Below are 12225 nucleotides of genomic sequence, written 5' to 3'. Positions count from 1 at the left end.
CGGGTTCACCAGCTCACCGGCAGTGCCTTTCCTTCCTCGTACCCTGCCGCCGACTGGATGCCGACCAACGCGCGATCGTGGAACCCCGCCAGGCTTGTCGCTCCGGCGTAGCTCAGCGCACTGCGCAATCCCGATGTGATCATGTCGATCAGGTCTTCGACTGACGGTCGCAGCGGGTCGAGGTAGATCTTCGAGCTGGAGATTCCCTCGGCGAAGAGAGTTTTACGGGCCAGCTCATAGGCGTCGAGTCGACCGAATCGCTCACGCACTGCCTTGGTCGATGCCATGCCCCAGCTCTCCTTATAGGCGCGACCGTTCTCATCCACCGCCAGCTCGCCGGGGGCTTCGATCGTGCCGGCAAACCATGACCCGATCATGACGGATGCGGCCCCCGCCGCCAGCGCCAGCGCGACATCCCGCGGGTAGCGCACCCCGCCATCGGCCCAGACGTGCGCACCGAGACTCGTTGCCTCTGCCGCGGTCTCGAGCACCGCTGAGAACTGCGGTCGACCTACCGCCGTCATCATCCGGGTCGTGCACATCGCGCCGGGGCCAACACCGACCTTGATGATCGTGGCACCAACGCCGACCAGGTCACGGACGGCTTCCGCCGTGACAACATTGCCGGCAACGATCGGCAGCCCCAGGTCGAGGGAAGCCACAGCGGCGATCGCCCGAACCATGCCCTCCTGATGACCGTGCGCAGTATCGAGGACGATCACGTCGACGCCGCTCTCGGCGAGCGCGCTGGCCTTGGCCGCGACGTCACCATTGATCCCCACCGCGGCCGCGACCGAGAGCCGACCACGGCCGTCGAGCGACGGCGTATACAGGGTCGACCGCAGGGCACCGGTGCGGCTGAGCGTCCCCACCACCTTTCCCTGATGCATCACCGTCGCAAACGTGGCGCCGGCCTCAACCATGAGGTCGAACGCGGCGCGGGGCCCGTCGAGTTCGTCGACATCGATAGCGGTGAGTCGCTGGCCAAGCAGGTCTCCCAGCGGCGCACCGGGCAGGGCATGCGCAAGACGCTCGGCGGGAATCGCGCCCAGAAACTTTCCGTGCTGGTCATGGATGACGAGTCCATTTCCCGCCACCGGCAGCAGTAGCGAGAGCGCTGTTGCTACCGTGTCGTGTGGCGCGAGCTCGACCGCAGCATCGAAGGCGATGGGCTGCGACTTCACCCAGCGAATCGCGGCATCCATGGTCTGACCACGCATGTCCTGCGGAAGCACCCCGAGTCCGCCACGACGGGCGAGGGTTGCGGCCAGTCGCGGCCCGGTGACCGAATTCATGTTCGCCGAGACGACCGGGATGCTCGCTGTGGTGCCGTCGTTCGGCGCCAGCGACACGTCGAGTCGGCTACTCACCGCCGACCGTGACGGCACCAGGAACACATCGGAATAGGTGAGGTCGTGTGGTGGCACGGTGTCGTAAAAGCGCATGAAATTTACGCTAGACCCCTCACAGTCGGGTCAGCAGGCACCACGCAAAAGTGATTAGGCTTGTCACGGTGTGCGCCTCACCGCGTACCGAAGGATTTATGACCTCGATAAGAAGTGAAAGTGGGCGGTCAGCCGTGTCCAGCCAAGTGACCGGAATAGCAGCAGACGGCGACTCGTCGGGTGAATTTGGAGCCAACGAATGGCTCGTTGACGAGATGTACGAGCTCTACCTGCAAGACAAAAACCTGGTCGACAAGTCCTGGTGGCCGGTTCTCGAGAACTACCACAGCACCATCACCGCGACTCCGGATGCCTCGGCGCAGGCACAGCCCGACACCGACGTGGCCGCCGCAGCAGCCCCGGCACCCCTCGCCCCCGAACTCGCCACTCCGGCCCCCGCAGCCCCGACCACCGGCCCACCCACGGGCAGCCAGCCCGTCGCCCGCACGACCTCGGTGCAGGCTAAGCCGCAGCCGATCCCTGCCGACGCACCGACGAAGGCGCCGACCACCCCGCCTACGGAAACCGCAGCGGCGAAGCCCGAACCTGAGAACACTGTCGCCACGCTGAAGGGTGCCTCCAAGGCACTCGCCTCGAACATGGATTCCAGCCTCACGGTGCCGACCGCGACGAGTGTGCGCACCATCCCGGCCAAGCTCATGATCGACAACCGCATTGTGATCAACAACCACCTCAAGCGCACGCGCGGTGGCAAGGTCTCCTTCACGCATCTGATCGCGTGGGCGATCGTGCAGACGCTCAAGGAGTTCCCCAGCCAGAACGTGTTCTACGACGAGCCCGACGGTAAGCCGTCCGTTGTCACGCCGGCACATATCAACCTGGGTATTGCGATCGACATCCCGAAGGCCGACGGAACCCGATCCCTCGTGGTTCCCGGTATCAAGCGTGCCGACACCATGGGTTTCGGCGAGTTCCTGGTGGCCTACGAAGACGTTGTCGCCCGCGGCCGCGCCAATAAACTCACCGGCGCCGACTATGCCGGAAACACCATCTCGCTCACCAACCCCGGGGGCATCGGCACTGAGCACTCCGTGCCTCGACTCATGCGCGGCGCGGGAACGATCGTGGGAGCCGGTGCGCTGGAATACCCTGCCGAGTTCCAGGGCGCGAGCCCGAAAACGCTGTCCGAGCTGGCCATCGGTAAAACCATCACTCTCACCAGCACCTACGACCACCGCGTCATCCAGGGCGCCGGCTCTGGCGAGTTCCTGAAGAAGATTCACGAGCGCCTCATCGGTGAGAAGCATTTCTACGAGGATATCTTCGCTGCGCTGCGCATCCCGTATGACCCCATCCATTGGGCCGCCGACATCAATGTCGACCTGGCGGACAGCGTCGGCAAGGGCGCCAGGGTGCAGGAGCTCATCAACTCTTTCCGGGTGCGAGGCCACCTGATGGCCGACACCGATCCGCTGGAGTATCGCCAGCGCTCGCATCCCGACCTCGACATTTCCAGCCACGGTCTCACCTTCTGGGATCTCGACCGCGAGTTCGTGACCGGCGGCTTCGGCGGCCGGCGCTCGGCACTGCTGCGGGAGATTCTCGGGATGCTGCGCGACGCGTACTGTCGCACCGTCGGCATCGAATACATGCACATCCAGGATCCCGAGCAGCGTCGCTGGATCCAGGAGCACGTCGAGAAGCCCTACACGAAGCCCAGCCACGACCAGCAGATGCATATCCTCGGCAAGCTCAACGAGGCGGAGGCGTTCGAAACCTTCCTGCAAACCAAATATGTAGGGCAGAAACGCTTCAGTCTCGAGGGCGGCGAATCCACCATTGCACTACTGGATGCCGTCATCCAGAAAGCAGCGGACGAAAACCTCGAAGAGGTGGCGATTGGCATGGCTCACCGTGGTCGCCTCAGCGTGTTGACCAACATCGCGGGCAAAACCTACGGCCAGATCTTCCGCGAGTTCGAGGGCACCCAGGATCCGAAGACCGTCCAGGGTTCGGGCGATGTGAAGTACCACCTCGGTACAGAGGGTAGCTTCACGAGCGCGTCAGGCAATCAGATCCCTGTCTACCTCGCCGCCAATCCTTCGCATCTCGAGGCTGTCGATGGCGTGCTCGAGGGGATCGTGCGCGCAAAGCAGGATCGACGGCCGGTCGGTTCTTTCACTGTGCTCCCCATCATGGTTCACGGCGACGCGGCCATGTCAGGGCAGGGCATCGTGGTCGAAATACTCCAGATGTCGCAACTGCGCGCGTACCGCACAGGCGGCACCGTGCACGTGAACATCAACAACCAGGTTGGATTCACCACCCCGCCTGCCGAGGGTCACACCTCCACCTACTCCACTGACGTTGCCAAGACCATCCAGGCGCCGATCTTCCACGTCAACGGCGATGACCCCGAGGCCGTGGTGCGCGTGGCCGAGCTCGCGTTCGCCTACCGTCAGGAGTTTCACCGCGACGTTGTCGTTGACCTCGTCTGTTATCGCCGACGCGGCCACAATGAGGGTGACGACCCCTCCATGACGCAACCACTGATGTACAACCTGATCGAGGCCAAGCGCTCGGTGCGCACTCTTTACACCGAAGGTCTTGTCGGTCGTGGCGACATCACACAGGAGGAGTACGAGGCCAGCCACCGGGATTTCCAGGATCGACTGGAGCGCGCATTCGCTGAGACCCACGCCGCGCAGACCGGCTCCATGCCGATCATCACCGCGAGTGGCGCCGCGGTTGCCGACCTCGAGAAGCCGGAGTCGCAGCGCGAAGAGGCCGCAGGAGAACCCGCAACCACCGGTGTCGACGAAGCCGTCATCCGACTTATCGGTGACGCGCACGACAACCCGCCCGCCGGGTACACAGTGCACACCAAACTGCAGGCCCTCCTGAAGAAGCGCTTCGAGATGAGTCGCAATGGCTCGATCGACTGGGCCATGGGGGAGCTTTTTGCGCTCGGATCGGTGCTTCTCGAGGGAACTCCCGTGCGCATGGTCGGCCAGGACACCCGGCGTGGCACATTCGTGCAGCGTCACGCCGTGCTGCACGATCGCGAGAATGGCCAGGAATGGCTGCCGCTCGCGAATCTGTCTGACTCGCAGGCTCGACTCTGGATCTACGACTCGCTGCTGAGCGAGTACGCGGCCCTGGGCTTCGAGTACGGCTACTCGGTCGAACGCCCCGATGCGCTTGTACTCTGGGAGGCCCAGTTCGGAGACTTCGCGAACGGTGCACAGACCGTCATCGACGAGTTCATCGCCAGCGCAGAGCAGAAATGGAGCCAGCGCTCCAGCGTCGTCATGCTGCTGCCGCACGGGTATGAGGGTCAGGGGCCCGACCACTCGTCTGCCCGCATTGAGCGCTACCTGCAGCTGTGCGCCGAGAACAACATGACCGTGGCGCGCCCCTCCACGCCCGCATCCTATTTCCACCTGCTGCGCCGTCAGGCGTACATGCGCCCGCGTCGGCCGCTGGTCGTGTTCACCCCGAAGGCGATGCTGCGATTGCGGGGCGCCACCAGTGAGATCAGCGACTTCACCCAGGGGCGTTTCGAACCGGTACTCGACGACAGCAGGCTCGACGACAGGTCGGCTGTCACACGGGTCATCCTGACCGCGGGAAAGATCTACTACGACATCGTCGCCGAGCTGGATAAGCGCGAGGAGAAGGCTATCGCCGTCGTGCGCATGGAGCAGTTCTATCCGCTCCCGATCCAGGAGATTAATGCGGTGCTCAGCCAGTATCCGGGTGCCGACCTGGTGTGGACACAGGACGAGCCCGAGAACCAGGGTGCATGGCCCTTCATCTGCCTCGAATTGGCGCGCTACCTGAAGGGTCGCACCATCAAAGTCGCCTCCCGCAGGGCATCGGCCTCCCCGGCGAGTGGATCATCCAAGCGCAGCGCGCAGGAGCAGGCGGACCTGATCGAGCGCGCCTTGGCGATTTAGGCACCGTCGGCGTCGCCATCCGCTGGCTCGCGCTCCGCTGGCTCGCCGTCCGCTGGCTCGCGCTGCTCCGCTCGCCGTCCGAAATGACGGAGATCTGGAGCACCCGGGCACGTAGTTCCGCGACTCGTCATCCTACGACGAGGTGTTTCTCCGTCATTTCGGACCGGATGAGGGGTGAACGCCGGCAACGTATGGCACGGTGCCACAGGTAGCTTGACCGAGTCCTGGGTCTGATTGGCGCCACAGCGGGCGTGATTCAGTGCGAACTCAGACCGATGACAAGCTCGGCAATGGACTAGCTCAGGCGTTGGCGAGTCGCAAGCGAACTGCCTCAAGCAGCTCTTCGGGCGCCTTCTCCTGGCACGCCTGACGCACCTTGAGCGTCAGGGCGATACCTACGAGGTGCTCACTCGAGCAGTCATCGCAATTCTCCATGTGCTCCGCGACGTCGGCACTGTCCGTGACGCTCAACTCGCGGTGAAGATATTCCTCTAGCTCGGCCTTAGCCTTGTCGCAGCCGCAGTCGGTCATGTCGTGCTCCTGAACAATTTTTGACTCTTGGTGGTGGATGCGACGTCGGCAGCAGCAATGATGCCCCGGTCGCGTGCGTAGTCTGCGAGTGATTCGCGCAGCATCCGTCGGCCTCGATGGAGTCGGCTCATCACCGTTCCGACGGGGGTCTTCATGATGTCGGCAACCTCCTGGTAGGAGAACCCCTCGACATCTGCGAAGTAGACGGCAAGCCTGAAATCTTCGGGGATCGACTGCAGTGCATCCTTGACTGCGCTGTCGGGCAGATGATCGATCGCTTCGGCCTCGGCAGACCGGGTCGAACTTGACTGCGTGACCGACTCCGCACCGCCCAGCTGCCAATCCTCCAGTTCGTCGATGGTGCCCTGGTATGGATTGCGCTGGTTCTTGCGGTAATTGTTAATGAAGGTGTTGGTCTGGATGCGGTACAACCACGCCTTCAGGTTGGTACCCTGCTGGAACTGCCCGAACGCCTGGAATGCCTTGACGAAGGTCTCCTGCACCAGATCGGCCGCATCCGAGGGGTTGCGGGTCATCCGCATGGCCGCTGCGTACAACTGGTTCATGAAGGGCAGCGCCTGCTCTTCGAAGAGATCACGCTTTGTGGTCGCTTCGTCCGTCGTGACACCGTCGAGTTTTACTTCGTCTTTAGACATCGGAGCCAATTCTAGATCGCCCAGACGGATGATGACCGGCCTCTCGGCAAGTGCTGTCGGCATTTGCGCTTCCGTGCCTCTCGATTGACATGAATGTGATCGTCTGACGAGCACAACCGTGAGGCGCGCGCGGGTATTCCGGCGGCCCGTTGTCGCCCTGCCGATACCGCCGCCGTTGTCGATGCTGCCGTTTCCGATACCGCCGCCATTGCGGGAGCAGATACTCTGGGGCCAATGGCGATTTCGAAGGCAGCCCAACCCCAGTTCAACCCCTATGGGGACGATGCTGCCCTGCCGCAGGTCGGTGACGGCTCGTGGGCCGCGCCGCGGGCATCCGGGCCCCTCTCGGCAACTCTGCGTCTACCGGGGTCGAAAAGTCTGACCAACCGCGAACTAGTGCTGGCCGCCCTGGCTGACGGCCCCTCGCTGCTGCGCTCGCCCCTTCATTCACGGGATAGTGCCCTGATGATGGATGCCCTGCGCACGCTCGGCACCACCATCGTCGAGGTCGCCGGCGCCGACACCTTCGGCCCCGACCTGCTCGTCACCCCCGGTGAGCTGGGCGGGGGATCAATCGACTGCGGCCTGGCGGGAACTGTCATGCGCTTCGTTCCGCCGGTCGCGGCCCTCGCGCTCGGCCCCGTCGCGTTCGACGGCGACCCGTCGTCATACCGGCGCCCGATGCGCACGACCATCGACGCGCTGCGCACCCTGGGCGTCGATGTAAGCGACGACGGTCGCGGTGCGCTGCCGTTCACCCTTTACGGCACCGGGGAGGTTGAGGGAGGCGACCTCGAGATCGACGCGTCCGCATCGAGCCAGTTCGTCTCGGGCCTGCTTCTGGCCGCACCCAGGTTTACCCGCGGCCTGAGCCTTCGCCACACCGGTCCGAGCCTGCCGAGCCTGCCCCATATCGAGATGACGGTCGCCGCTCTTATCGCGAGAGGCGTCAGCGTTGACAGCCCGGAGCCGGGGCTGTGGATCGTGCGACCGGGAGCCATCCGCGCGCGCGACGTGGACATCGAGCCCGACCTCTCCAACGCCGGACCGTTTCTTGCGGCGGCGCTTATTGCTGGCGGTTCGGTGACCGTGACGGGCTGGCCGCGCCACACCACCCAGGTCGGCGCCAGGATGCCGGACATCCTGCGGACCATGGGTGGCAAGGTGGATTTTGCCGCCACCGGCGACGGTATCGGTAACCTGACCGTCACCGGGACAGGCGCCATCCACGGCATTACGCTGCACGAAGCGAGCGAGCTCGCACCGACGGTCGCGGCCGTGGCAGCGCTCGCCGATTCCGACACGGTGCTAACCGGTATCGCCCACCTGCGCGGCCATGAAACCGACAGGCTCGCCGCGTTGGCAGCCGAGATCAACGGGCTCGGCGGAAACGTGACTGAGACGCAGGACGGCCTCGTGATGTGCCCGGCGACCCTGCACGGTGGCGCATGGCGCAGCTACGAGGATCACCGAATGGCCACAGCCGGTGCCATCATCGGGCTCGCGATCGAGGGGGTCGAGATCGACGACATCGGCACGACCGCAAAGACCCTCCCCCAGTTCACAGAACTCTGGTTCGAAATGCTTCGGGCACCGCAGCGCCCGGTCGAATCGATCGACGTAGTATGAACGCTGCCCAGTGAGCGCGGCCCCATGAGCTGGCTCACCGACGAGGGAGACGACGGGGACTACTCGGAATACGACGAGTCGTCGGCAAAGGTCAGGCCGAACCCCAAGGGGAATAAGCCCAGAAGTAAGAATCGACCTGAGCACGCCAACGCGGTCAGTGCGCGGGTGTTCAGCGTCGACCGCGGCCGATACGGGGTGTGGGTCGCCGAGGGCTTGCCCGAGGAGCGCCAGCTCATCGCCGCGAAAGCGCGCGAGCTCGGCAAGAACCAGGATGGCAAAGTGTCTGTGGTGACCGGTGATTGGGTTGACCTCGTGGGCGATGTTTCCGGCGACGACGGGAGTCTGGCCCGCATAGTCCGCATCCAGCCGCGAAGCACCCTGCTGCGTCGAAGCGCCGACGATACGGATGCCGTGGAGAGGATCATCGTCGCCAATGCCGACCAAATGCTCATCGTCGTCGCCGCCGCCAATCCCGAGCCACGTCCGCGACTGGTTGACCGCTACCTGGTGGCCGCCTACGACGCGGGGATCACCCCTATCCTGTGCATCACCAAAACCGACCTCGCTGACCCTTCACACTTCCTCGCCAACTTCGCGGGGCTCGATTTAACGGTGTTCGAGAGCCGCTCCGATGCCTTCCCGCTCGACGAGATCCGTGATGCTCTCGACGGGCATACGACCGTCGCGGTAGGGCACTCGGGTGTCGGAAAGTCAACTCTCGTCAACGCTCTGGTTCCGGAGGCGAATCGGGCCGTTGGACGGGTCAATGACGTGACCGGGCGTGGGCGCCACACGTCATCGTCCACGGTCTCGTATCGCCTGGGATCCGGCTGGATCGTCGACACTCCGGGAGTCAGGTCGTTCGGGCTCGGGCACGTCGACCCCACCAACATCCTGAAATCCTTCACGGACCTCGCACTTCTTGCGCAGGGTTGCCCTCGGGGCTGCACCCACCTGCCGGATGCGCCGGACTGCAACATAGTCGAACACGTGATGGCGGGTGACCTGGGAGAGATCGGCAGGCTCAGGCTCGACTCGTTCCAGAGGCTGATCACCACACTCGGCAGCACAGCGGCTTAGAGTACAGCGGCTTAGAGTGCCGCCGATACGCTGGAGGCGTGACCGACACTTCAGCCCCCAAATACTCGCCGAGTGATGACTTGGCACTAGCGCTCGCGCTGGCGGGTGAAGCCGACCTCGTCTCGCTCGACCGCTTCCGGGCGGTCGACCTCATCGTCACGACGAAGCCCGACCGAACCCCGGTAACGGATGCCGACCAGGCCGTCGAGCGGGGCATCCGGAGCGGGATAGCAGCCGCGAGGCCCGCCGATTCTATTGTGGGCGAGGAGTACGGCTCCGAAGGCGACTCGCGACGCCAATGGATCATCGATCCGATCGACGGCACCGCGAATTTCCTTCGCGGGGTGCCCATCTGGGGCACCCTCATCGCCCTGGCAGTCGACGGAGTGCCCGTTGTGGGCGTGGTGAGCTCGCCGGCCCTCGGGAAGCGCTGGTGGGCGGCGACCGGGCACGGTGCGTGGACGCAGGCGACGGGCGAAGGCCCGCGACAGATACGTGTGAGCGCCGTGAGCGAGCTGGCTGACGCTTCACTGAGCTACAACAGCATCACCGGTTGGGATGGCGAGGGCAGGCTCGACGACATCGTCGCGCTGACACGGCGGGTATGGCGGTCTAGGGCCATCGGCGACATGTGGTCATACATGCTTCTCGCCGAGGGGGCGATCGACATCGTGGGCGAGTTCGACCTGAAGCCGCACGACATGGCCGCGCTCATTCCGATCGTCACGGAAGCCGGAGGGCGGTTCACCTCGATCGACGGGGTTGACGGGCCCTGGAGCGGGAGTGCGCTGGCGACAAACGGTGTGCTGCACGACGCTGTGCTGCGCTACCTCGGCGCCGCTGGATCGCGAACAGACGACTAGTTGTGGCCTCTTTTTAGGGCACAGGATTCGCTAGTATCGAGAAGAATGCACCCCGACCACAGCAGCTTTGCACACGTGAGGAACCCCAATGACGATTGGCATGAATAGGCCCTACATCCGCGCGATTGCCGTCATCGCCATCGCGGGAGCTTCCCTCACCGGATGCAGCCTCCTCGGCAACATCGGAGGTGGCAACGGTTCGTCGAACGGGACGGAGAGCAGCGATGCCCCCGTGGGCACCGACACCGACGTGTTCACAGTGAAGGTCGGCGACTGCCTCAACGACAGTGCCGTCGAAGGCGAAGTCACCAGCGTCAAGGCGGTGGACTGCACCGAACCCCATGACAGCGAAGCGTTCAAGAGCATCGCTATGGACGATGGCGACTTTCCTGGAGACACCGCAGTCGAAGATGCGGCCGTCAGCGGATGCACCGAAGCCTTCGCCGGCTTCGTTGGCCTCGACTGGGAGACTTCCCTGCTCGATTTCTCGTATTACACTCCCACCGAGGCAGGGTGGGGTGGGGGCGATCGCGAAATCCTTTGCCTCGTCGTCGACCCGGAAGCCAAGACCACGGGATCGCTCGAGGGCGCCGCTAAATAGATTCCAGCCAAAGCAGGAAAGGGCGCATCCGGCGGGATGCGCCCTTTCTCGTCTGTACAGTTTTCGCCAGCCCAGCAATGCGATAGTGACCTCATGGTGGAGATGCGGGGAATTGAACCCCGGTCCACTGCTGTAATTCCACGCCTTCTACGGGTGTAGCTCGTAAAGCGTTCTACTCGGCCCTGGCCCTTGCAACGAGCATCCAGGTCAACAGGCCCAGCCTCAGTTTAAGTCCCGCGTTACCCTGAGACCCAGGAACGCAGCAATCTCTCTGAATGACGCCAGAGTCCGGGTAGAGAGCATTCCCGGCCTGACGGTTTCTTTAGTTGCTGAGGAGACTACGCCGCGAGGGCGAGGTCTGCCTTGGCAGAAACAGTGCTATTGGAATTGGCACTTGTGTTTTGCACGGATCGTTTACGAGATAACCGTGCGTCCTCGACCCGCTTCTCGCGGTTTTGCAGGCAATGTCGAAACCGATCATCCCCATGCTTTATTCGGCTGCTTTCGCAGTGTCGAACGGGTCACTATCGCACTGTTGAATTACCAATCCGCCCGAGGGCAGCTTCTTAGCATACGCCGAAATGGCCTGCCACGCCATAATTCAAATGAACTCGATCGAAGGGTCGGTCGGTTGTCACGATGCAGCGCGGGTTGTGTGGAACGTTGCGCCCGACATCGCCGTTGTCATGCGTGTTATATCACTCTCATGTGCGACAAAGCGAAGTCGCGCCCGAACGGATCCCAACCTTGGCTCTGTTCGTGTCAATTAGAATTAATGTTCGAAGGATAGCCCAATATTCTCAGTATCCCTAGTATTTGTGTTCGATAACTGCTATCCTTGGGCATGGCCCGGATCAGCTCTGTCAGCGACACGATCATCGTGTTGCCGTCGGTGGCGGGGGTCGGCGATCTGGCTGATGTGCAGTTGTTGGCGTTGCAGAGCGAGTTGGGTGCGGCCCGTCGGCGGGTGGATGCCAGTTCTGCCGTGATCGCCTGCGAGATAGCTCGACGATCCGATCGTGCCCTCGGCCAGCAGGGACTAGCGGCACGCACGGGTCAGTCGTCGCCCGAGAAAGTGATCCAGAAGCTCACGGGAGTCAGCTTCTCCGATGCCCGCGCCATGATCACCGCCGGGACAGCTCTCGACTCGGTGCACAGCGGCAACGCCGGATGGCTTACCACCGTGGCCGGCGCGGTCACCGACGGCACCCTGTCGGTAGCCGGCGCTGCGGCCATCATGACGGGGTTGGGTAAGCCTTCCGAGACGGTCACCGGTGCCGATCTTGGTGTTGTTGCCACCGTGCTGGTTTCCCGCGCGGGCGCTTCCACGGGTATCGGTGCGGCGGCACCGGAAGACATCGCCAAAGCCGCCCGCACCGCTCGGGCCCAGCTCGACTTGGGTTCGGTGGCTGACCTGGAGGCACACCGCCTATCGAAGCGTTCCCTGACCTGGTTTCAGAACTCCGACGGCATGACCAGGCTGAGCGCACTACTTGACCC

At 63.7% G+C, this 12225-nt stretch carries 9 protein-coding genes and 1 other RNA gene; 6 read left to right on the top strand and 4 right to left on the bottom strand.

What is annotated here, in order from left to right; genetic code table 11:
• Nucleotides 1-5: 5 nt before the first annotated feature.
• Nucleotides 6-1445: a GuaB1 family IMP dehydrogenase-related protein gene (locus RMN95_RS14120; RefSeq protein ID WP_309617547.1), complete on the bottom strand. Its 1440-nt coding sequence runs from the start codon at nt 1443-1445 to the stop codon at nt 6-8.
• Nucleotides 1446-1579: 134 nt separating this feature from the next.
• On the opposite strand from RMN95_RS14120, the gene RMN95_RS14115 reads away from it, so the two are divergent.
• Complete coding sequence (locus tag RMN95_RS14115; RefSeq protein ID WP_309617546.1) at nt 1580-5365, top strand: multifunctional oxoglutarate decarboxylase/oxoglutarate dehydrogenase thiamine pyrophosphate-binding subunit/dihydrolipoyllysine-residue succinyltransferase subunit; 3786 nt, start codon at nt 1580-1582, stop codon at nt 5363-5365.
• A gap of 300 nt (nt 5366-5665) precedes the next feature.
• On the opposite strand, the gene RMN95_RS14110 is transcribed toward RMN95_RS14115, so the two are convergent.
• Both RMN95_RS14110 and RMN95_RS14105 read right to left on the bottom strand, forming a co-directional pair.
• Complete coding sequence (locus RMN95_RS14110; protein ID WP_309617545.1) at nt 5666-5896, bottom strand: zf-HC2 domain-containing protein; 231 nt, start codon at nt 5894-5896, stop codon at nt 5666-5668.
• A complete protein-coding gene (locus RMN95_RS14105; protein WP_309617544.1) occupies nt 5893-6552 on the bottom strand; it encodes a sigma-70 family RNA polymerase sigma factor in 660 nt (219 codons plus the stop codon). The genes RMN95_RS14110 and RMN95_RS14105 overlap by 4 nt, the downstream gene beginning before the upstream one ends.
• A 234-nt stretch (nt 6553-6786) precedes the next feature.
• Here RMN95_RS14105 and aroA point away from each other — a divergent pair, with 234 nt between their 5' ends.
• The 4 genes from aroA (at nt 6787) to RMN95_RS14085 (ending at nt 10725) form a co-directional block, all read left to right on the top strand.
• Nucleotides 6787-8181, top strand: a complete 1395-nt coding sequence (aroA, locus tag RMN95_RS14100) for a 3-phosphoshikimate 1-carboxyvinyltransferase (protein WP_309617543.1) — start codon at nt 6787-6789, stop codon at nt 8179-8181.
• A gap of 24 nt (nt 8182-8205) precedes the next feature.
• Nucleotides 8206-9261 carry a ribosome small subunit-dependent GTPase A gene (gene rsgA / locus RMN95_RS14095; protein ID WP_309617542.1) on the top strand — a complete coding sequence of 352 codons (1056 nt, stop codon included), beginning with the start codon at nt 8206-8208 and terminating at the stop codon, nt 9259-9261.
• Between the two features lie 38 nt (nt 9262-9299).
• Nucleotides 9300-10124: an inositol monophosphatase family protein gene (locus RMN95_RS14090; RefSeq protein WP_309617541.1), complete on the top strand. Its 825-nt coding sequence runs from the start codon at nt 9300-9302 to the stop codon at nt 10122-10124.
• 88 nt (nt 10125-10212) lie between these two features.
• Nucleotides 10213-10725, top strand: a complete 513-nt coding sequence (locus RMN95_RS14085) for a septum formation family protein (RefSeq protein WP_309617540.1) — start codon at nt 10213-10215, stop codon at nt 10723-10725.
• A gap of 94 nt (nt 10726-10819) precedes the next feature.
• On the opposite strand, the gene ssrA is transcribed toward RMN95_RS14085, so the two are convergent.
• Nucleotides 10820-11210: a transfer-messenger RNA gene (gene ssrA, locus RMN95_RS14080) on the bottom strand.
• A 359-nt stretch (nt 11211-11569) separates the two neighbouring features.
• On the opposite strand from ssrA, the gene RMN95_RS14075 reads away from it, so the two are divergent.
• A partial coding sequence (locus RMN95_RS14075; protein ID WP_309617539.1) for a DUF222 domain-containing protein occupies nt 11570-12225 on the top strand: 656 nt, incomplete at its 3' end.

The sequence above is a fragment of the Salinibacterium sp. genome, assembly GCF_031364185.1.
GTDB lineage: Bacteria > Actinomycetota > Actinomycetes > Actinomycetales > Microbacteriaceae > Rhodoglobus.
Note: the sequence above shows the minus strand (reverse complement) of the source record. Positions and strands in the feature narration are given on the sequence as shown.

Excerpts from the sequence above, each read along its gene's own strand:
- RMN95_RS14085 (WP_309617540.1), top strand. The coding sequence starts at position 10,213 with ATGACGATTGGCATGAATAGGCCCTACATCCGCGCGATTGCCGTCATC.
- RMN95_RS14120 (WP_309617547.1), bottom strand. The coding sequence starts at position 1,445 with ATGCGCTTTTACGACACCGTGCCACCACACGACCTCACCTATTCCGAT.
- RMN95_RS14110 (WP_309617545.1), bottom strand. The coding sequence starts at position 5,896 with ATGACCGACTGCGGCTGCGACAAGGCTAAGGCCGAGCTAGAGGAATAT.
- RMN95_RS14105 (WP_309617544.1), bottom strand. The coding sequence starts at position 6,552 with ATGTCTAAAGACGAAGTAAAACTCGACGGTGTCACGACGGACGAAGCG.
- rsgA (WP_309617542.1), top strand. The coding sequence starts at position 8,206 with ATGAGCTGGCTCACCGACGAGGGAGACGACGGGGACTACTCGGAATAC.
- aroA (WP_309617543.1), top strand. The coding sequence starts at position 6,787 with ATGGCGATTTCGAAGGCAGCCCAACCCCAGTTCAACCCCTATGGGGAC.